Source organism: Micromonospora sp. NPDC049230, from assembly GCF_040647875.1.
Classification (GTDB): Bacteria; Actinomycetota; Actinomycetes; order Mycobacteriales; family Micromonosporaceae; genus Micromonospora.
Genome location: NZ_JBEZCZ010000008.1, coordinates 167,708 through 186,683, shown reverse-complemented (window position 1 = coordinate 186,683; position 18,976 = coordinate 167,708). Strand labels below are relative to the sequence as shown.

Annotated in this window: 19 protein-coding genes; 7 read left to right on the top strand and 12 right to left on the bottom strand. The window is 72.9% G+C overall.

Going from position 1 to position 18,976, the window contains the following annotated elements; genetic code table 11:
• Positions 1-17 precede the first annotated feature (17 nt).
• Complete coding sequence (locus AB0A95_RS10500) at positions 18-1,346, bottom strand: Gfo/Idh/MocA family oxidoreductase (RefSeq protein ID WP_357555405.1); 1,329 nt, start codon at positions 1,344-1,346, stop codon at positions 18-20.
• A gap of 241 nt (positions 1,347-1,587) precedes the next feature.
• Here AB0A95_RS10500 and AB0A95_RS10495 point away from each other — a divergent pair, with 241 nt between their 5' ends.
• The 7 genes from AB0A95_RS10495 (at position 1,588) to AB0A95_RS10465 (ending at position 8,033) form a co-directional block, all read left to right on the top strand.
• Entirely contained in the window at positions 1,588-2,727 is a 1,140-nt protein-coding gene (locus tag AB0A95_RS10495; protein WP_357555404.1) for a LacI family DNA-binding transcriptional regulator, read from the top strand.
• 6 nt (positions 2,728-2,733) lie between these two features.
• Positions 2,734-4,071, top strand: coding sequence for an extracellular solute-binding protein (locus AB0A95_RS10490; RefSeq protein ID WP_357555403.1), 1,338 nt, complete (start codon positions 2,734-2,736; stop codon positions 4,069-4,071).
• Positions 4,072-4,101: 30 nt separating this feature from the next.
• Complete coding sequence (locus tag AB0A95_RS10485) at positions 4,102-5,079, top strand: sugar ABC transporter permease (protein ID WP_357555402.1); 978 nt, start codon at positions 4,102-4,104, stop codon at positions 5,077-5,079.
• Between the two features lie 2 nt (positions 5,080-5,081).
• Positions 5,082-5,948, top strand: coding sequence for a carbohydrate ABC transporter permease (locus tag AB0A95_RS10480; protein ID WP_357555448.1), 867 nt, complete (start codon positions 5,082-5,084; stop codon positions 5,946-5,948).
• Positions 5,932-6,651: a hypothetical protein gene (locus AB0A95_RS10475; protein WP_357555401.1), complete on the top strand. Its 720-nt coding sequence runs from the start codon at positions 5,932-5,934 to the stop codon at positions 6,649-6,651. The genes AB0A95_RS10480 and AB0A95_RS10475 overlap by 17 nt, the downstream gene beginning before the upstream one ends.
• A complete protein-coding gene (locus tag AB0A95_RS10470; protein ID WP_357555400.1) occupies positions 6,648-7,535 on the top strand; it encodes a PmoA family protein in 888 nt (295 codons plus the stop codon). The genes AB0A95_RS10475 and AB0A95_RS10470 overlap by 4 nt, the downstream gene beginning before the upstream one ends.
• A 123-nt stretch (positions 7,536-7,658) precedes the next feature.
• Positions 7,659-8,033: a cupin domain-containing protein gene (locus AB0A95_RS10465; protein WP_357063231.1), complete on the top strand. Its 375-nt coding sequence runs from the start codon at positions 7,659-7,661 to the stop codon at positions 8,031-8,033.
• Between the two features lie 81 nt (positions 8,034-8,114).
• Here AB0A95_RS10465 and AB0A95_RS10460 read toward each other — a convergent pair whose 3' ends face one another.
• Genes AB0A95_RS10460 through AB0A95_RS10410 form a run of 11 tightly spaced genes read right to left on the bottom strand, consistent with a single transcriptional unit; the run spans position 8,115 to position 18,975 of the window.
• On the bottom strand, positions 8,115-8,882 hold the full coding sequence (locus AB0A95_RS10460; protein ID WP_357555399.1) for a hypothetical protein: 768 nt from the start codon (positions 8,880-8,882) through the stop codon (positions 8,115-8,117).
• Positions 8,883-8,900: 18 nt separating this feature from the next.
• Positions 8,901-9,362 (bottom strand): hypothetical protein, encoded by a 462-nt coding sequence (locus tag AB0A95_RS10455; RefSeq protein ID WP_357555398.1) that lies wholly within the window; start codon positions 9,360-9,362, stop codon positions 8,901-8,903.
• Positions 9,359-10,291: a hypothetical protein gene (locus AB0A95_RS10450; protein WP_357555397.1), complete on the bottom strand. Its 933-nt coding sequence runs from the start codon at positions 10,289-10,291 to the stop codon at positions 9,359-9,361. Before AB0A95_RS10450 ends, AB0A95_RS10455 begins: the two co-directional genes overlap by 4 nt.
• Positions 10,288-10,803 carry a phage tail protein gene (locus tag AB0A95_RS10445; protein ID WP_357555396.1) on the bottom strand — a complete coding sequence of 172 codons (516 nt, stop codon included), beginning with the start codon at positions 10,801-10,803 and terminating at the stop codon, positions 10,288-10,290. The genes AB0A95_RS10450 and AB0A95_RS10445 overlap by 4 nt, the downstream gene beginning before the upstream one ends.
• Entirely contained in the window at positions 10,784-13,543 is a 2,760-nt protein-coding gene (locus tag AB0A95_RS10440; protein WP_357555395.1) for a putative baseplate assembly protein, read from the bottom strand. The genes AB0A95_RS10445 and AB0A95_RS10440 overlap by 20 nt, the downstream gene beginning before the upstream one ends.
• Positions 13,540-13,974 carry a GPW/gp25 family protein gene (locus tag AB0A95_RS10435; RefSeq protein WP_357555394.1) on the bottom strand — a complete coding sequence of 145 codons (435 nt, stop codon included), beginning with the start codon at positions 13,972-13,974 and terminating at the stop codon, positions 13,540-13,542. Before AB0A95_RS10435 ends, AB0A95_RS10440 begins: the two co-directional genes overlap by 4 nt.
• A complete protein-coding gene (locus AB0A95_RS10430) occupies positions 13,971-14,309 on the bottom strand; it encodes a hypothetical protein (RefSeq protein ID WP_357555393.1) in 339 nt (112 codons plus the stop codon). The genes AB0A95_RS10435 and AB0A95_RS10430 overlap by 4 nt, the downstream gene beginning before the upstream one ends.
• The gene (locus tag AB0A95_RS10425; protein WP_357555392.1) at positions 14,309-15,901 is read right to left on the bottom strand and encodes a phage baseplate assembly protein V; all 1,593 of its coding nucleotides are present in this window, start codon (positions 15,899-15,901) and stop codon (positions 14,309-14,311) included. Before AB0A95_RS10425 ends, AB0A95_RS10430 begins: the two co-directional genes overlap by 1 nt.
• Positions 15,898-16,773: a hypothetical protein gene (locus tag AB0A95_RS10420; protein ID WP_357555391.1), complete on the bottom strand. Its 876-nt coding sequence runs from the start codon at positions 16,771-16,773 to the stop codon at positions 15,898-15,900. Before AB0A95_RS10420 ends, AB0A95_RS10425 begins: the two co-directional genes overlap by 4 nt.
• A complete protein-coding gene (locus tag AB0A95_RS10415; RefSeq protein WP_357555390.1) occupies positions 16,773-18,518 on the bottom strand; it encodes a hypothetical protein in 1,746 nt (581 codons plus the stop codon). Before AB0A95_RS10415 ends, AB0A95_RS10420 begins: the two co-directional genes overlap by 1 nt.
• The gene (locus AB0A95_RS10410) at positions 18,493-18,975 is read right to left on the bottom strand and encodes a phage tail protein (protein WP_357063203.1); all 483 of its coding nucleotides are present in this window, start codon (positions 18,973-18,975) and stop codon (positions 18,493-18,495) included. The genes AB0A95_RS10415 and AB0A95_RS10410 overlap by 26 nt, the downstream gene beginning before the upstream one ends.
• Position 18,976 lies beyond the last annotated feature (1 nt).

Sequence of the window (18,976 nt, the reverse complement as noted above, 5' to 3'; positions counted from 1 at the left end):
CGCTCCTCGTCTCCTGGTCAGCGGGGGGTGAGCAGGTCGGCGACCCGGACCGGCTGACCGGTCTCGAAGGACCGGTTGGCCGCCAGGCCGGTGAGCAGGGCCAACGCGCCGTCGTCGGCGGTAGCGGCGCGGTCCAACGGGTCAGGTCGACCCCCGAGGAGCACCCCGGTCATCCGGGCGTCCGCGCCGCCGTGGCCCTGCCGGCTGCGGCCCTCGACGGGGAGCTGCCGGGGCGGTGCCCAGAACGGGCGCAGGGTGAGTGTCGCACCACCGCCCTCGGCCGGCGCCTCGGCGCCGTGCAGGGCGGCACCCTTGACCGCGCCGGCGGTGCCCCGGTCGACGAAGTCGTTCTCGGTCACCTCCAGCTCCAGCCGGCCGCGACTACCGTTGATCATCACCCGGTAGCCCTCCCAGGGAGCGTAGGCGGTGAGGTGGTACGTCATCGTGGCGCCTGTGGAGTAGCGGGCGAGCACCGCCATGTCGTCCTCGATAGTGACTCCGGGGGCGAACACGTTGCGGTCGCGCTGGTAGCCGTCCTCGGCCTCGGCATCGAGGTACAGCTCGCGCAGCCGGGGGTGGGCGTCCAGCCGCAGCGCGAACGGGTCGTCGACCGCGTCGGGGGAGCCGTGTGCCCGGTCGTAGTCGCGGGCGTAGCCGTGCCGGCGCCCGCCGTCGCCGTAGAAGAAGAGCCGACCGGCCGCGTACACCTGCACCGGGGTGGCCGCCAACCACCAGTTGACCAGGTCGAAGTGGTGACTGGCCTTGTGCACCATCAACCCGCCGGAGGTGGCCTTGTCGCGGTGCCAGCGGCGGAAGTAGTCCGCACCGTGGCGCACGTCGAGCAGCCACTCGAAGTGCACCGAGCCGATCTCGCCGACCGCGCCCTCGGCGAGCAGCCGGCGGACCTGCTCGTGCAGCGGGTTGTAGCGGTAGTTGAACGCCACTGTCACCCGACCGCCGGTCTCGGCGACGGCGTCCAGGATCCGCCGGCAGCGTGGCGCGTCCACTGTCATCGGCTTCTCGGTGATCACCTCCCGGCCGGCGCGCAGCGCGGCCACCACGTACTCGTCGTGGGTGACGTCCACGCTGGTGACCAGGACGACGTCGACGCGCTCGGAGTCCAGCATGGCCGCGAAGTCACCGGCCGGGTAGGTCGGCACCGGGCGGTGGCCCAGCTCGGCGAGCCAGCGGTTGTGCGCGTCCATCCGGGCCTGGTTGACGTCGGCGAAGGCGACCAGCTCGGTGGTGTCGGCGTGGTCGAGCACCAGCGCCCGCACGAACATCTCCGCCCGCGCGCCGGTGCCCACGATGGCGTACCGGACCCGCCCGTCGGCTCTCGGTGACATGCGTTCGCCTTCCCGGTGATTCTGCAAAGGTTTGCAGTGAAGTAATCACGATCAATGTGACCCCGTCAACGACGGCGCCGCGATCGGTGGTAAATATCCGCGTTTGTGGGGCGGAACGTCGCGGAGTGAAACAGGGGCGTAGCACATCCGCAGACATCGACCGTTGACACTGGCGCAACCGTTTGCATTAATGGGCCACACCCACCGCGTGACCGCCACCACATCGGACGAAGGGCCCGCCGTGCCAGTCACCATCCGGGACGTCGCCCGGGCGTCCGGTGTGCACATCTCCACAGTGTCCCGCACCTTCTCCGCTCCGCACCTGGTCAACCCGGACACCCGGGTTCGGGTCTTGGCGTGCGCGGAGGATCTGGGCTATCGGCCGAACCGGGCCGCCCGAGCGCTGATCACCGGGCGTACGCACAACATCGGGCTGATCATCGCCGACATCGCGAACCCGTTCTTCCCACCGCTGATCAAGGCGGCGGAGAGTCAGGCCCGCCACCGCGACTACCACGTCTTCGTGGCCGACACCAACGAGGACCCGGCCACCGAGGAGGAGTTGGTCCACGCGTTGGCCAAGCAGGTGGACGGTGTGTTGCTGTGCAGCCCGCGGATGAGCAACAGCCTGATCGAGCAGCTCAGCCGTGAGGTGCCACTGGTGGTGGTGAACCGCCAGGTGACCGGCCTGCCCTGCGTGCTGATGGACGTCGGGCAGGGTGCCCGCGCGGCGGTCGAGCACCTGGTCGGCCTGGGCCATCGCCGCATCGCGCTGCTCGGTGGCCCGCGCAGCTCGTGGACCAACCGGGAGATGCGCCGCGCCGCCGGCGCCGCCGCCCGGGCCGGCCACGCGGAGCTGACCGTGCTCGGCCCGAACGCGCCCACCGTGGGCGGCGGTTCCGCCGTCGCCGAGCAGGTGCGACGCAGTGGTGTGTCGGCAGTGCTCGCCTACAACGACCTGATGGCGATCGGCCTCGTCGAGGGGCTGGACGCGCTCGGGGTCCGGGTGCCGCAGGAGGTGAGCGTCGTCGGGGTCGACGACAGCACCCTGAGCCGGCTCACCCGCCCCAAACTGACGACGGTGGCCACCCCCACCGCGACCGCCGGCCGCACGGCCGTCGACATGCTGCTGCAACAGGACATCGAGTCACCGCGCGGCGCGCGGGGGCCCGGTGCCGGCACGGCGCTCGGCGTCCGTCGTACCACCGCACAGGTAATGCTCCAGACCGACCTGGTCATCCGCGACTCGACCGGCCCGGGCCCGCACGCCCGACCGGCACGTCCCCTGGCCGCTCGGCCCGGACCCGCATCGCCCCGCGGGCCCGAACGAACCCGAGCGCGGCCACCGGTGACGCCGTCGCCTCCCACCGCCGAGGAGTGAGCGCACATGCACCCCACCACTGACGCGCCCGTCGGGCGCATCGACCGTACCCCGCTGTCTCGGCGGCGTCTGCTGCGCGGCCTGCTCGCCCTGACTGTCGCCGCGCCGCTGCTGGCCGGGGCCGCCGCGTGCGGCGACGACGACGGCGGCGCCGCCGACCCGAACGCCCCGGTCAAGCTCTCCGCCTTCTGGTGGGGCGGCGACGCCCGGGCCAAGCTGACCGAGGACGCCCTCGCGCTCTACACGAAGAAACACCCGAACGTGACATTCGAGACGACCTGGCAGGCCAACCAGGGTTACTTCGACAAGCTGGCCACGCTCACGGCGGGCGGCAACCCACCGGACCTGTTCCAGATCGACGACAACTACCTGGCCGAGTACGCGGCCCGCAACACCACGCTCGACCTGACCTCCTACCAGAAGTCCGGAAAGCTGGACACCTCCAGGTTCCCGGAGAGCCTCTGGCAGTACGGCGTGGTCGACGGCAAACTCGCCGGGCTGGCCGCCGGGGAGAACACCCAGGGCCTGGTCTACAACAAGACGCTGCTGACCAAGCACAACCTGCCCGAGCCGACCACCGGGATGACCTGGGAGCAGCACATCGCCTGGGCCGAGCAGGTCACCGCCACGACGAAGGTGCCCGGCACCCAGGACCCGAGCGCCGACTACAAGGCGTTCTGGGTCTGGCTGCGGCAGCAGAGCAAGGACCTCTACAAGGGCAAGGAGCTGGGCTTCACCGCCGAGGACGTGACGAAGTGGTTCGACCTGTGGAAGGGCGCCCGGGACCGGAAGGCCACGCCGACCGCCGACGTCATCCACGAGGGCAACTCCAGCGACGTCACCAAGCAGCTGGTGGTCACCGGCAAGTCGGCGACCTCCTGGGTGTGGGCCAACCAGATGCCCGACCTGAAGAAGAACACCAAGGACGAGCTGGGCGTCATCGCGTACCCCGGTGATCCGAGCGCCCAGTGGGCGCGGGCCTCGATGTACTGGTCGGTGTTCCGGGGCAGCAAGAACAGGGACGTCGCCGTCGACGTGATCAACTTCCTGTACAACGACCAGGAGGCGGTCACGCTGCTGGGCACCGACCGGGGCCTGCCGTCCAACCTGGACCTGCGCCGGCTGGTCAGCGAGGGCACCACCGACCCGGCCATGAAACAGTCGATCGCCGTCGAGACCGAGCTGACCCAGAAGTTCGGCCCGTCGCCGCAGGTGCCGATCAAGGGGCACAGCAAGGTCAAGTCCGAGCTGATCAAGGCCGCCGAGAACGCGCAGTACGGCCGCGCGAGCACCGCCGAGGCCGCCGCCCAGTTCCTTGAGGCATGCAAGTCCGCCATCGCCTGAGTGCCCACCCGCCGAGGAGAGGAGCCGTTCGTGGCGTTGACCACGGCGCCCGACCCGACCCGACGCGGCCCCGGAGCCGCCCGAAACCGCGGCCGGAGGCCCGGACGCGTCCGGCACGGCGAGGGTCGGGCGGGGTACGTCTTCCTGTCGCCGTGGCTCGTCGGCCTGCTCGGTGTCACGGCGATTCCCATGCTGCTGTCGCTCTACCTGAGCTTCACCAACTACGACATCCTCACCCCGTTCGCCGAGGTGCGGTGGGTGGGGCTGGCCAACTACGAACGGATGTTCACCGCCGACCCGTCGTACTGGCACGCGGTGCGGGTGACTGTCACCTTCGCGTTGATCGCCGTACCGCTGAAGCTGGCCGCGGCGCTCGGCGTGGCGCTGCTGCTCAACCGCGCCTGGCGCGGCGTCGGGCTGTTTCGTGGGCTGTTCTACCTGCCGTCGCTGCTCGGCGGCAGCGTCGCGCTGGCCATCGTCTGGGTCAGCATGTTCAACCGCGACGGCGCGTTCAACTCGCTGCTCAGCCTCGTCGGCATCCAGGGCAAGCCGTGGGTCAACGACCCCGACTGGGCACTCGAAACCCTCATGGTGCTTGCCATCTGGCAGTTCGGCGCACCGATGGTGATCTTCCTGGCCGGGCTCAAGCAGGTGCCCGTCGAACTGTACGAGGCGGCGTCGGTCGACGGCGCAGGCCGGATCCGCCAGTTCCGCGACGTCACACTGCCGATGCTCTCCCCGGTCATCTTCTTCAACCTGGTGCTGGAGACGATCAACGGGTTTCAGGGCTTCACCGCGGCGTTCGTGCTCAGCAACGGCACCGGCGGCCCTGTCGACTCCACCCTGATGTACACGCTGAACCTCTACATCACCGGCTTCACCGACCTCGAGATGGGTTACGCCTCGGCGATGGCCTGGGTGTTCCTGCTCGCCATCGCGGTGATCACCGCGATCTTCTTCAGCACCGGGCGGTTCTGGGTGCACTACTCCGACGGGGAGGACCGGTGACGGTGACTCGGGCGCCGGTCGCCCCGCGACGCCCAACCGGCCGGCCGGTGCTGCGACTGCTGATCCTGGTGGCGATCCTCGCCGTGGTGCTCTACCCGCTGATCTGGATGGTGGGCACCTCGGTCAAGTCCCAGGAGGAGATCGTCAACAACGTCGGACTGCTGCCGGAGCGGTTCTCGCCGGGCAACTACACCGCCGGGTGGTCCAACTTCGACGTGAGCTTCGGCCGGTTCTTCCTCAACAGCACGATGGTCAGCCTGCTCACCGTCGTCGGCAACGGGCTCTCCTGCCTGCTGGCCGCGTACGCCTTCGCCCGGCTGCGGTTCCGGCTGCGCGGGGTGTGGTTCGCCGTCATGATCGGCACGCTGCTGCTGCCGCAACACGTGCTGATCGTGCCGCAGTACATCCTGTTCCGCACGCTCGGGCTGGTCGGCGGCGAATGGCCGTACCTGCCGCTGCTCATCCCGCAGTTCCTGGCCACCGAGGCGTTCTTCGTCTTCCTGATGGTGCAGTTCATGCGGGGCATTCCCCGTGAGCTGGACGAGGCGGCCCGGATCGACGGTGCCGGCCCGTACGGCATCTTCCGGCACATCATCCTGCCGCTGAGCCGCCCGGCGCTGGTCACCACCGCGATCTTCTCGTTCATCTGGACCTGGAACGACTTCTTCCGCCAACTGGTCTTCCTGTCCGAACTGGGGGACTACACGGTGCCTGTCGCGTTGACCCTGTTCATCGACTCGACAAGCCAGAGCGCGGTCGGGCCGATGTTCGCCATGTCGGTGCTGTCGCTGCTGCCGGTCTTCCTGTTCTTCGTCGCCTTCCAACGGATGCTCGTCGAGGGGATCAACACCGGTGGCATCAAGGGCTGAACCGGCGGACACCGGCGACCGGCGGGACTGGCGTGACGTGCTGCGCGACGCCGCCGACCTGGCGTTGCTCGGCATCCTGCTGACCCTCGCCGCGGCGCCGCTGCTCACCGCGGCGGCGGCGGCCGGTACGGCAAGCGCGGCGGTGCGCGACTGGACCCGTACCGGAGGCTGGCCGTCGGCGCGTGTCACAGTGCGCCGGTTCGGCCGCGCGGCGCTGCCCGGCGTGCCGGTGAGCCTGCTGGCGCTCGTCGTGACCGGGCTGCTCGCCGCCGACCTGGCGGCGTTGGCCACCGGCCGGGTGCCGGGCGGCCCGCCGGCACTGGTGGTGACCGCACTGGTCACGGCCGGCCTGACCGGGTACGCCGGGCTGGTCGTCGTCGAGGTGGGCCGCAACGGGGGCGGGCGGTGGCGGGCGGCGGCCCGGTCCGCCGCCCGTGCCTGCCTCGACGCGCCCACCCGCTGGGCCGCGTTCGCCGGGGTGACAGCGCTGGCCGGGCTGCTCGCCGTGCTGGTCACCCCGGTCGCGGTGCCGATCCTCGCCGGCTACACGGTGGCCGCCCTGCACGCCGTCGCCGGCCGTCGGCCGGTCGGTGCTGGCGGTGGCGGCCGTCGGCCGGTCGGGGCTGGCGTCGCCGACCGTCGGCCGGTCCCCGCCGGTGTCGCCGACCGCCGGCCGGCGACCGCCGACCCGGAGTCGCCGTGAGCACCGAGCAGGAGCAGGTGTGGCTGGTGGTCGGTGCGACGGCTGTCGCCCGGTACGTGGTCGACCCGGCGTTGGACGCGCGGCACGGGCCGCGACCGTACCTGCATCCGGTCCGCACCCTGGGCGGCACTGTCGTCACCGACACGTTGCCCGCCGACCACGTGTGGCACCTCGGCGTCTCCCTCGCCGTGCAGGACGTCAACGGCAGCAACCTCTGGGGCGGGCGCACCTACGTCCGCGACGTCGGCTACACCTGGCGCGACGACCACGGGCGGATGGCGCACACCGGCTGGTCGCAGCGGTCCGCCGACCGGCTGGCGCACCGGCTGGAGTGGCGCGACCCGAGCGGGGCGGTGCTGCTCACCGAGGAGCGTCGGCTCAGCGCCGCCCCGTCGGGCGGGGACGTGTCGGCCTGGCGGCTGGACGTGGACTACACGCTGCGCGCACCGGACGGGCAGGACGTGCGGCTGGGCAGCCCGGCCACCAACGGCCGCCCCGGCGGCGCGGGCTACGGCGGGTTCTTCTGGCGGGCGGTCTCGGCCGGGCCCGCCTCGGTGTTCAGCGCCTCCGCGACGGGGGAGGAGGCGGTCAACGGTTCCGCCGAGTCCTGGGTGGCTCTGGTCGGGACCGGGCCGGACGGGAGCGCGTACACCCTGGTCTTCAGTGGTCTTGGCGACGGCGACAGGTGGTTCACGCGGACCGCGATGTATCCGGGCGTCGGGGTGGCGTTCGCGTTCGAGCGGCCGGTGACCATCGCGGCCGGCACGACGCGGCGGGGCCGGCACGCGGTGGTCGTCGCCGACGGCGCCCTGGACCGCGCCACCGCCGCCGCTCTGGCCGCGAGACCGGGGCCGGTGCCGCCGCGCGGACGTCTGGCGACCTGACCAGGGGCGCGGGGGCTCGCTTTCTCGGCATCCCCGCCCCGACGGGGCCGCGGCCACCTATCCTCGGGATGATCGCCAACCGTGGGCGGGCGCCGTCCGCACGACGGCGTGCAGGAGGCCGAGATGAGTGGGACAGATCGACCCGAGGGCATCAGCCCGACAGCGGTGCAGGGGGCACCGGGATTGTGGCGCGTCGATCTCCAGAAACACGATCTCAGCATTCCCGGGCGCGAGGTCATCCAGAGTCGGGTGGAGTTCACCCCCGACTCGCCGCCGTTCAAGCACTTCCACCCCGGCGAAGAGATCATCTGCGTTCTCCAGGGCACCCTGGAATACACGCTCGAGGGCCAACCACCGATCGTGTGCAATGTCGGCGACGCGTTGACAGTGCCCTACGGCGTCCACCACCAGGCCCGCAACGTAGGCGACGGCATAGCGGTAGAGCTGGCCACCTACGTGGTGGAGAAGGGCAAACCCCTGCTAACCAAGGTGGACTAACCCCACCCGCCGCCGCCATGCGTGCGTCGATCATGAGGTTACTGCCACGGCACGCCGCTCGGGAGGGCAATAACCTCAAGATCACCGGGGGGCACCGGCAGGCGGTGGGGTGGCTGTTATCCGGACGGCCTTCACGATTGCCGGGATCGAGCCGATCAGGAGCACCAGCCCCCAGATGATCGCGATCACCGCGAAGACCAGCGCCGCCACGTCGTCGACGATGCTGACCAGGATCACCGGTACCAGGTGGTGCAGGAACTCCAGGACGACAGTGCACAGCAGGGTGGTGAGGATCAGCAGGACGAGGCCCTTGTTCTGGAGGAAACGCGGTTGGGCCAGCACCAGCAGCCCGGCCCACACCAGTTTGAGCAGCAGCACCAGCCCGAGCAGCACCGCCGCCTCGCCGACCGGGAAGAACCCCCACAGCGCCAGGTACGCGAGCGTGCCGAACGGGACGGCCACGAACAGCGACACCATGATCGTCAGCTCCACGAACGCGACGACCAGCGCGATCAGCCCGACGATGATCAGGATGATCGAGAAGATCAGGCTGGCGACCCCCTGCACCCGGCCCTGGACCCGCTCGGGCAGCAGCAGGCCCAGGCAGAACAGCCCGGTGCTCCAGACCGCCACCGCGTCGATCAACGCCAGGTAGCCGGTGCCCCGTCCGGACGGTTCGCTGACCCCGGACACGTCGTCGAGATCCACGTCCAGCGCGCCGGCACTGTCGACCAGGGCCGCGCCGGCGTCGGCGCCGCCCAGCACCAACCCGGCACCCATTTCCACGCCGATCGCCAGGACGATGGCGAGCATCGCCAGCAACAGGAACGGCTTACGCAGGTCACCCATGTCGGCACCTTCCTCGGGTCAGGACGTGGCCACGACGACGGTGCAGCCACCGAGGCCGGGGCAGGTCAGGCCCACCTCGGTGGCCTTGTCGACGGCGACCTTCGCCACCGCCCCGGTGCCGTCGGACGCCGGCTCGACCTCGTCGCGGATGGTCAGCTCGGCGTCGCCGGGCGCTGGCGCGACGACCGTGAAGCGTGCCGCGCTGCGCAGCACCAGGGTGCGCAGCCCGCCCGGGTCGGCGACCCGCAGCACGCAACTGCCGGAGAACGTCAACCGGCCGTTCCCGTCGGCGCAGTCGGCGTCGACGGTGGCCGGGTCCACCGCCGCGCGCTCGCCGGCCAACGCACCCAACCTGTCGACCAACCCGTGTCGGGCACCCGGATCACCCCGGTCGTCGCGGCCCGCGCCGACCGCGACCACGAACAGCGCCACCAGCAGGACGGCGAGCAGCCCCAGCAGCGTCTTCTGCCGACCACTCATCGCGCCACGGCCTGCGCCACGACCTCGGTGAACCGGATGGTGTCCACCCCGGCGAAGTAGGAGTTCGTGCCCTGTGTCTTGCCCACCACCAGCAACGTGACCTGGTGCGGCCCCTTGGCCAGCCGGACCGTTCCGACGTCCAGGAAGTCCGTCTTCTGCACCTTCGGGGTGAAGCCGAGGAACGTGCCGCCGACCTGGTTGCCGTCGATCGTGAAGACGGTGTTGGCGTAGTCGGGGGCCGTGGTCCGTGCCGTGGCGAACCGCCAGGTGCCGTCCGCCGGGATCTGCACCGTCACCGTCACCCGGTCGCCGATGGCCAGCCCCGTGAAGAACAATTGCTTGTTGTCGGACCAGGTCACCCCGCAGCAGTTGGGCTGCGCACCCACTGCCGCCTTGCTGTTCTGCGGCGACTTGACCACGACCGCGCCGTCCACCAGGCTCTCCGCCTCGACGGTGACCACCCGCGGCTCGCCGGGGGCCGGCTCGCCGTCGCGGGTCAGCAACACCACCCCCACGGCCACCACCACCAGCACCAACGCCGCCGCGGCGGCGATCCACAACCAGGGGGTACGCCGTGGCGCCGCGACCGCCCGCACCTCGTACGTGACCCGGCCGCTGGACCGGGAGCTCTCCTCCGGAGCGGTGTTCGCCGAGTACGCGAACCCGGTCATGTCGTAGCGCCGCGGCGGGGTGCCCGCCGGCACCGCGAGCGTGACCAGGAACGACACCGAGCCCTGGCCGGGGACCACCCGCTGCGGCTCGGCGACGGTGAACCACGCCCGCTGGGAGCCGTCACCGGGGGCCACGTCGAACACCACGGTGTCCGGCGCGGTGCCCGGGTTGGAGACGGTGAAGGTCAGCTCGCCGCTGTTGCGCGGATCGAGGGTGAACTGCTCGGCGGCGGCGACGACCGCCCATTCGGTGGTCATGACGACTCCTCTTCCAGGACGATCTCGACGGTGGTGGAGGCGGGCTTCTCGGCCTCGACGACGCGGGTGAGCACGGCGAGTTGGCCGGCAGCGGCAGCCGGGACCCGCACCACGACGTGGAAGGGCCGCTCGGCCGGCTCGTCGATGGCGAAGCCCGGCACCCCGGTGGCCAACTCCAGGGCCCGCCGCATGCCGTACGGGGTGCCGCGCCACCGGGCCAACAGCGCGGCGTTGGCCACCAGGTCGCGCAGCCGGCCCACCGGCAGCGGTAGGGGCGCGTCCGGCCGGGGCGAGGCCACCACGTGGTCCATCGCCACCCAGCGGGTCAACCGCACGACCAGCCCGTCCGGCGCCCGGTACGGGTCGAACAGGGCATCCACCTCGGCGAGGATCGCCTCGTCCGGGGCGTGCAGCCCCTCCATCACGTCCAGCAGCGCCCAGAGCACGCTGCCGGGCACGCAGGCCCGCTGGTAGGCGGCGGGCAGCAGCCGTTCAATCGCCGAACGTCGCATCCTGGCGCACCACCTCTATGTCGTGCTCGCCGGAGCAGAGCAGCCAGGTGTCCGGAACGGTCACCACGTCGGCGGTGGCCTGGTTGGCGCTGGGCGTCCAGTCCACGGCGGTGGCGCTGCGGTGCACACCGCGTTCGCCGCCGGCCAGGATCAGCCGCTCGGCCGCGCCGGAGCCGCCGGCCGCGCCCCCGCCCCCGCCGGCCGCGCCCCCGCCCGCCGTGCCGGTGCCTGCCGTGCCGGTGCCCGCCGTGCCGGTGCCCGCCGTGCCGGTGCCCGCCGTGCCGGTGCCGCCGGTCGTGCCGCCGGCGGTCGGGCCGCTCACCGCTACGGCGTCGACAGGCACGAACCGGGTCCGGTCCCGCAGCGGCAACCCGCAGTTGACCGACACCGCCTGCCACTGCGGCTGCGCGCCAAGGGTGTCCAACCGGAGCACCCCGCCGCTCTGCGTCGCCGCCACCGCGAGCTGGCCGGCGAACGCCAGGTCACGGCAGGTGCCGCCGACCCAGCCGGTCTGCACCGGCTGCCACTTCACGTCGGACTCGAACAGCCGGGTGCGGTGACACCCCTGGCCGGGCTTCTTCGGGTCCGGCTCGCCGGCACCGCTCCACAGCAACGTCGCCGGGCCGTCGTACTGCACCGCGAGCACCCGGTTGTCCACGTTGGCCAGACCGACGTGGACAAAGCTGCCCGGACGGCCGCTGGCGGTCGACAGGTACACCCCGAAGCTGGCCTGCGCGGCCACCGCCACCCCCGGCGCGCCCCGCTCCGAGACGAACGCGCGCACCGCGTAGAACCCCCGGTCGGCGTCGGACGGGTCGACCAGGATCTGCAACGGCACCGCCCCGGGCAGCAGTGACACCTCGTACAGGCCGGTGTCGGTGGCCACCAGCAGCGCGCCCGCGCCGTCGCGGTCCAGCCAGGCCACGTCGGAGATCCGCGCGTCCAGGTCGGTGAGCAGCGACCAGGTCTCGCCCAGGTCGGTGCTCAGGTGCACCCGGGAGCCGCCGGACGACCGCAGCGTCACCACGGCCACCGAGCCGGGGCGCGCGACGATGCCCGGGCGCACCGGGGCGGGCGCGGGCGCCACCCGCAGCACCGTCTCGCCGTCGAACCGGCCGGCCGGCTCCCACCCCGCGCCGCCGTTGCTGGAACGGAACAGCACCGGGCCGCGCCCGGCGTACCAGGTACGCGCCTGGTACTGGTCGACGGCGAGCGCGCGTACCTCGGCGTCGGGGGCCTCGTCGACAACGAACCGCACCGACTCGACGTAGCGCACCCCCGGTTCGGCCTGCTCCAACAACCGGTACACGTTGGACGCCCGCAACGGCTCCCCGAACGGCCAGCCGGTCGGGTTCAGCGCGGTCGGCAGCGGGCTCAGCGTCTGGTGCAACCGGTCGTGGATCCGGCGGCGCACCGCGTCGGCATCCTCCTCCCGGCGGACCACCACCCGGGCCCGGACCGACACCGCCTTGAACCGGGCCCAGGTGGCCCGGGACCGGATGCCGACCATCCGGCGTTCCTCCAGGTCCGCCTCCACCCGGCGGCGTGCCTCGGGCACCTCGTGCTCGCGCAGCACCGCCACCGGCAGCCGGCCACCGGGGCGGGCCGCCGACGGCACGTACGGCACCAGCACCACCTCGACCTCACCGGGCCGGGCGAAGCTGTACACCGCCGCGCGGGTGAACGCCCGGGCCCGCGCCACCGCGCCGGAGCTGGTGGCGAGGACCTCGAAGTCGCGGGCGGTGACCGCCCGTTGCTGGGCGAAGAACTCGTACGGGCCGCGCAGCAGCACCGACTCCAACGCCTCCATCTCCCGACCGCCGGCCGCCGGCGCGGGGTTGTCCACGCGTACCCCGGGCAGCGGGTCGCGCATGCTGGTCAGCGTGCCCGCCGCCACGTTGCCGGTGGGCCCACCGCCGGCGCGGTACCAGAGCCGGACCTGCCGCCCGGCCGGCGGCACCGCCGCCACGGTCACCGGGACGGGTGGCGGTGCCGGCGCCGTGTCGCCGGGCGTTGCCGGCGGTCGCAGGTCCAGGGCCGGGGCGAAGGTGACGGTGCCCGAGCAGCGGTCCACCAGGTACGCCTTGGCCTGCGTGCCGAGCCCGGCGAAGCTGTCCACCGGCCGCCAGATCTCGAACGTGCGGCCGTCGTGCTCGCGGGCCGCCGCGCCCAACTCGACGGTCCCGGGTGGCACCTCGACGCCGAGGAGCAGGTCCAACGCCTCGGCGGTGTGCGTCAGCGGGGCGTGGGCGGCGCGCAGCACCTGGCCGGGCTGGCCGGTGCCCACGCCGAGCAGCTCCGCGTCGACAGGTTCGCAGTGGTGCATCCGTACCGTCACCGACGCCTCGTCGGCGGGCAACAGCGTCGGCTCGGTGGTGACGAACACGACCGGCCGGGGGTCCGCGCCGCGCGCCGCCGCGACCCGCAGGCCCGCCGGGATCCGGATCGCGGCGCGGTCGGTGCCGCCGCGGGTGAACCGGACGTCCGCCCAGGCCGCGGTGGGCGCGTGCCGGGTGACCCCGAGCAGGTTCAGAAACGAGACGTACGCCTTGTCCGGCAACTGGTTCAGCCGGTAGATCATCACCTCGGTCAGGTGCGCGAACGCCTCCACCAGGGCCATCCCGGGGTCGTGCGCCGACAGGTCGGTCCACGCCGGGCAGGACTGCCGGATCCGTTCCCGGGCCTCGGTGACGAGGTCGAGGAACCCACGATCGTCCAGGTGCGGCACGGGCAGCGTCATGAGGGCCCTCCCTGCGCGGGTTCGTCGACCGGGAGCAGGTCCACGGAGAACACCAGTTGCCCGGGGGTCAGGCTGGCCCGCACCCGGTAGTCCAACCGGATCACCAGCCGCCACGCGTCGTCCGGGTCCGGTCCGGCGTCGGTGTCGATCACCTCGACCCGCGGCTCCCACCGGGCGATGGCCTGCCGGACGTAGTGGATGGCCAGCCCGGCCGTGGTGTCGTCGTTGGGCGCGAAGACGAGCCGGTGCAGCCGCGACCCGTACCCGGGTCGCATCAGCCGCTCGCCCGGCGTCGTCGACAGGAGCAGGAACAGCGCCTGCCGTACGCTCTCGTCGCCCTCGGTCATCGCCAGGCCGCCGGCCGCGGTGAGCGCCAGACCTCCACCCCGGCCGGCGTCGAAGCCGGCGCCGACGAACCGGAAGGCCCTCATCGGTCCGCCCCCAGGAAACGCTGGCGGGCGTCGCGCACCGTGTGATGGACCGCGTTGGGTGGGGTGCCGTTGGTGAACCCCTCCAGGCTGTCGAGCACCACCCGCTGCCCGCCGACCCGCACCCAGTCGCTGTAACCGACGCGGAGGCTCTCCGTCTTCGTACACGGCTTGACGGTCGGGCCGTAGTTCGGGCAGGCGACGATCGTGCGTCCCTCCGGGTCGTCGTCGACGAGCACCGGCACACCGGTGACGGTCACCCACCGCTGCGAGGGTCGGTTCTCGACCCGGCCGTCGTGATCGCAGGTGATCACGGAGCCACTGTGGATCCAGCGCATCAGCCGCCTCCTTCGTGGTGGGCGCGGGCCAGCGAACGGGCCTGCCGCGCCGCTGTCGTCGGGTCCTCGGTCGACTCGGCGCGCAGGAAGTCCACGCTGCGGGCGCGGACCACCATGGCCCGACCGGGTGCGGAGATCACCAGATCGGACGCCGCGTGCAGGGTGGCCAGGTCCGGGGTCAGTTCCAGGAAGCTGCCGCCCTCGGTGGCCAGTCGCAGACTGCGCCGCACGTCGTCGACGACTATCGACTGCCCGCCGGCGGTGCGCAGCGTCCAGCGGCGGGCCTTTCCGTCGTCCACGCCCGTGTCGTACGGCTCGACGGCGCCGAACAGCGAACCGAGCACGATGCCCGAGGCCGGCTCACCACCGGGCAGCGCCACCAGCACCGTGTCGTCCGGATCCGGCAACGCCACCAGACCCTTGCCCCGCCCCGCGCCGGGGCACAGCACGGCGAGCCAGCCGGCGTCCAGGTCCCCGTACGCCGGCAGGGTCAGCCGGACCCGGCCCAACCCGTCCGGGTCGGCGACGTCGGTGACGGTGCCGAGGGTGACCACCGCCGCGCCGGGCGGGGCCGCCGGAGTGGCCGGTGGCACAGTGGAGAACCGCGTCAGGTGCCCGTTGCCGTCGACCGTGTGCACCACCTCGGTCAGCACGTACGCCCCGGCGACCGGCTCGGGCACCCCGCCCAGGTCGATCCGTCGGCCCGGCCGCAACGCCGGATCACCCTCGGCCACCCCCTCGGCGGTGACCTGGGCGGCGGCCCGGGTGTCCAGCCGCGCCTGGGCCAGCGCCGCCAACTCGTCGTCGCTGCGACCCGGCTGGTCGACGGCGGTGCGGACCCCGCCGGCGCCCACGTCGGCCGGGTCCGGTCGGTCAAACGCCGGCCGGCCACAGCGCGCCTCGTCGACCCGCTGGCTGATCACCTCGGCCCGCTGCGGGTGCCAGCCCAACGCCGCGCTGGCACCGCTGGCCTGGTCGGCGTTCGTGGACAGGCGCAGGGTGTGCACCCCCGCGCCGAGGGTCAGCGCGACCGGCTCCCCGTAGCCCGCGAGGGTGACCAGCCGGACCCCGTCGCCGTCGCTGACCAGGTGCAGCCCGGCCCGGCCGGCCACCTCACGCAGCAGCTCCAGATCACTGTGCCGGTGCTGCGAGAGCCGCTCCACCCGGGGCCCGTCGACCTCCGCGCTCACCTCGATCCCCACCGCGCCGCACAGCTCCCGGGCCAGCTCCACGGCGGTCACCGCTGTGAAGACCCGCAACCCCTGCCGTTTGCGCAACCGGTGCAGCAGGTCGTACGCCCGCAGCCGCAGCACCGCCGCCCCGTCACCGGCGTACTCCACCTCCACGGCGGTGACCTCCCCGCCGAACAGGGCGTCGGCATGATCGGCCAGCCGTACGTCGAGGGTCGTCCCGAGGCGCACCGCCGGGTCGAACGCGCCGACGCCGGCGGCGGTGGCGAGCACCAACTCCGCCTGCGTGGGCTGGTCGAGCCGCGCCGCCACCCGCAGCGAGCGCACGCGTGGACGAACCGCGCCGGTCAGCTCGACGCCGTCGAGCAGGACGACCAACGCCCGGGGCGCGACGCTCGTCACGGCGTACCCCCGGGGGTGGGGTTGGTGCCGGTCGGGCCCCAGGCGGCGGGCGCGGTGGCGATCGAGGCTCCGACGAACGACGCGCCGGCACCCACCCCGCCGGCCAGCGCCCGCGCGACGCCGGTCACCGCGCCCACCACCGATCCGCCGCCGCTCGGCGCACCGGGTGGTGGCACGGCGAGGGTGGTGCCGGCCGGCACGGCGAGGGGGTCGGTGATCCGGTTGTGTTCGGCGAGCAGACGCCAGCGCAGCGGCGAACCGAGCGCGTCGTTGGCCAGCAGGTCGAACCGCACACCGGAACGACCCGGTTCGGCCGCGCCGTCGCCGGCCGCGATCACCGCGCTGCCCGGCGCGGCGGTCGGGGTGTTCGCCGCGGCCAACTCCTCGGCGAAGCCGGCCTCGGCCTGGTCGGCGGTCTCGGCGGTGCGGACCAGCTTCAGCCGCAGCCAGGAACGCCGGGGCGAGCCGGTGCTGGTGAACGCGTCGAACCGCTCCGCCACCGCGATGATCACACCGGGCACATTCCAGGTCTTGCCCCACACCAACCGGACCAGCGGTGGTCGCAGCCACCCGTGTTCGGCCGTCGAGTTCTCCGCGAGCATCCACAGCGGACGGGTGAGGACCCGTACGTCCGCCGGACGCACCTGCGCCTGGACGAAGTCGACGTCGAAGAGCAGGTCGAGCACCAGCTCGGTCCGACCGCCGCCGGTGAAGACCAGCGGATCGTCGGCCAACCCGGCGCCGGAGAGCTGCCCGCCGGCGACACCCCGATGGCGTACGCCGGCGAGTCGGGTCACCTGCACGGTCTCCGGGTTCAGCAGGCAGTCGACACGTTCGCCGGAGGAGTCGATGAGGAAGGCGACGCGCTCCATCAGTAGCCCGCCTGTTCCCGATCCAGCCGGGCCAGCTGGTCGCTGTCCAGCGCCGCACCGGCGACCGACCACAGCGCGGTGTCGTCGGGCAGCGCCGGCCACGGACCGAACGCGGTCGCGTCGGCAGTGCTCGCCGGTCCTGTGCTCGCCGGCCCTGTGCTCGCCAGTCCTGTGCTCGCCGGCCCTGCGCCGCCCGAAAACCGGTCCGCCAAGCCGATCCAGGCCACACCCGCGGCGCCCTTGGCCGCACCGTTGTGGCCTGCGGTGTGTTGTCCAACCCGCTCGCCAATGTGCTGCCCCGACCGTGCCCGCTCGTCCGGCAGTGCCGGCCACAGGCCGCCGCCGGCCGGTGCGCTGCCGCTACTTGGTGTGCTGCCACCGGCCGGTGTGCTGCCGCCGGCCGGTGTGCTGCCGCCGGCCGGTGTGCTGCCGCCGGCCGGTGCGCTGCCGCCGGCCGGTGTGCTGCCGCCGGCCGGTGTGCTGCCGCCGGCCGGTGTGCTGCCGCCGGCTGATCGCCCGTCCCGAGCCGCCGCCCGGTCCGGCCCCGCCCCGCCGACGTCGGCGGAGTCAGTTGTAGATCTTGGAAGGAAAGTGCCCCTGGAGGGGCCGAAATCTTCCAAGATCTCGCCGGGGTGGGTGCGGAGGGGCGAGTTGGCCGGGGTGTCGTCCCGTAACGGTCCTGTCGCCGCGACCCGTCGGGTTGACGTGCGCGGACGCCAACTCTCCAGCAGCCGGCCCGGCCCGCGGCGGCCCACAGTCGCCGCGAGCGGCGCCGCGACGGAGTGCCCGTCAATGCCGTCCCGGGGGCTGGCGCCGCCCAGCCCTGGGCCGCCGGACCGGTCGGCCGCCCTCGACGGGTGCTTCGACCTGCCGGTTGCGCCCGTCGAGCGCGACCCGTCCGGCCTTCCGACCCCGCTCACCGCCGCCGGCCTGTCGACGCCGTACGCCGCGTCCACCGTGCCGCCGTCACCCACCATGCCCGCTGTGGTGGACGCCGGGCGGCCACGCCCGTAGGAGTTCGCGGCCGCGTCCGGGCCGCTCAGGTTGGTTGTGCGACAGGGCCCACCGCCCGTGTCGGGGGCACAGCGGTCCGCCTCGCCGGGAGCACCACGATCCGCCTGGCCGGGGGCACGACGACCCACCTCGCCGGTGGCGCGGCGGCCCAGCGAGTCGGCAGGGAACCCGGCATGCTCCCCGGCGGGCCGAGCTGGCCCGGTCACCGCATTCCACCGGTCCAGCCCGTCCTGACCGATCCGGTCGCCGAAACCGGGGCCGAAGCTAGGGCCGCCGCCCGAGCCGAAGCCGGAGCCGGAGCCGGAGCCGGAGCTGAGGTCGACGCCGGGACTGGAGCCGAAACCGGAGCCGGAGCTGAGGTCGACGCCGGGACTGGAGCTGGAACTGCCGGCGGGGTCATCTCGCCTCTCCGCCGGTGCGGCGGCGGGCCGATCGAGGTCCAGGTCGTGCAGCAGACCCGGCGCGTGGGCGGCGACCAGGTCCAGCCAGTGCTGCGGAGGTTCCCCGAAGCGGCGCGGTGTCGCCCGAGGCGTCTCCGACGGCGGCTGCGGCGCACGGTGTCCGGCGGTTGCCTGATGTCCGGCGGTTGCTTGTTGTCCGGCGGTTGCTTGTTGTCCGGCGGGTGTCCGATGCCCGGTGGGCTCGACCTGCCCGGCGAGACGCTGGGCTGCCCCGGCCGCCGCGCGTAGCCGGTCGGCCAGCCAGCTACGCGGGTGTCGGCGCGGTGGCACCGCCGGTCTCCAGCTCCAGGCTCTCGTAGCGCAGGGTCAGCGCGGCGATGGCGATCTCGTGGCTGAGGGTGTTGAGGTGCGCGCCGCGCCACCGGGTGGGCCAGGCGTCGATCAGGTTCCACCGCAGCACCTCGGCGGTGCCGACCGAGTCGAGCAGCACCACCGAGACGTTGCGGCGGTTGAGGGTGCCCTGCGCGGTGGCGTTCACCCAGTCCCACAACTCGCGGGAGGCGGTGAGCCCGAAGTGCAGTGTCACCGGCTCGTACTCGGCCTGGCCGGGCACCATCCGCATCCGGCCCAGGCCGTGCTCCCGGTACGGCTGCCCGGGGATGTTCACCTCCAGCCCGGTCATCTCGGTGAAGTGGCCGTTGGTGACACCGTTGATGAGTAGCCGGAAGTGGTACGCCCGGTACGGGTCGGCCGGCGCGCCGGGCTGCGGGGTGGCTGTGGTGGGCATG

Excerpts from the sequence above, each read along its gene's own strand:
- AB0A95_RS10500 (WP_357555405.1), bottom strand. The coding sequence starts at position 1,346 with ATGTCACCGAGAGCCGACGGGCGGGTCCGGTACGCCATCGTGGGCACC.
- AB0A95_RS10490 (WP_357555403.1), top strand. The coding sequence starts at position 2,734 with ATGCACCCCACCACTGACGCGCCCGTCGGGCGCATCGACCGTACCCCG.
- AB0A95_RS10465 (WP_357063231.1), top strand. The coding sequence starts at position 7,659 with ATGAGTGGGACAGATCGACCCGAGGGCATCAGCCCGACAGCGGTGCAG.
- AB0A95_RS10460 (WP_357555399.1), bottom strand. The coding sequence starts at position 8,882 with ATGGGTGACCTGCGTAAGCCGTTCCTGTTGCTGGCGATGCTCGCCATC.
- AB0A95_RS10455 (WP_357555398.1), bottom strand. The coding sequence starts at position 9,362 with ATGAGTGGTCGGCAGAAGACGCTGCTGGGGCTGCTCGCCGTCCTGCTG.
- AB0A95_RS10450 (WP_357555397.1), bottom strand. The coding sequence starts at position 10,291 with ATGACCACCGAATGGGCGGTCGTCGCCGCCGCCGAGCAGTTCACCCTC.
- AB0A95_RS10445 (WP_357555396.1), bottom strand. The coding sequence starts at position 10,803 with ATGCGACGTTCGGCGATTGAACGGCTGCTGCCCGCCGCCTACCAGCGG.
- AB0A95_RS10440 (WP_357555395.1), bottom strand. The coding sequence starts at position 13,543 with ATGACGCTGCCCGTGCCGCACCTGGACGATCGTGGGTTCCTCGACCTC.
- AB0A95_RS10435 (WP_357555394.1), bottom strand. The coding sequence starts at position 13,974 with ATGAGGGCCTTCCGGTTCGTCGGCGCCGGCTTCGACGCCGGCCGGGGT.
- AB0A95_RS10430 (WP_357555393.1), bottom strand. The coding sequence starts at position 14,309 with ATGCGCTGGATCCACAGTGGCTCCGTGATCACCTGCGATCACGACGGC.
- AB0A95_RS10420 (WP_357555391.1), bottom strand. The coding sequence starts at position 16,773 with ATGGAGCGCGTCGCCTTCCTCATCGACTCCTCCGGCGAACGTGTCGAC.
- AB0A95_RS10410 (WP_357063203.1), bottom strand. The coding sequence starts at position 18,975 with ATGCCCACCACAGCCACCCCGCAGCCCGGCGCGCCGGCCGACCCGTAC.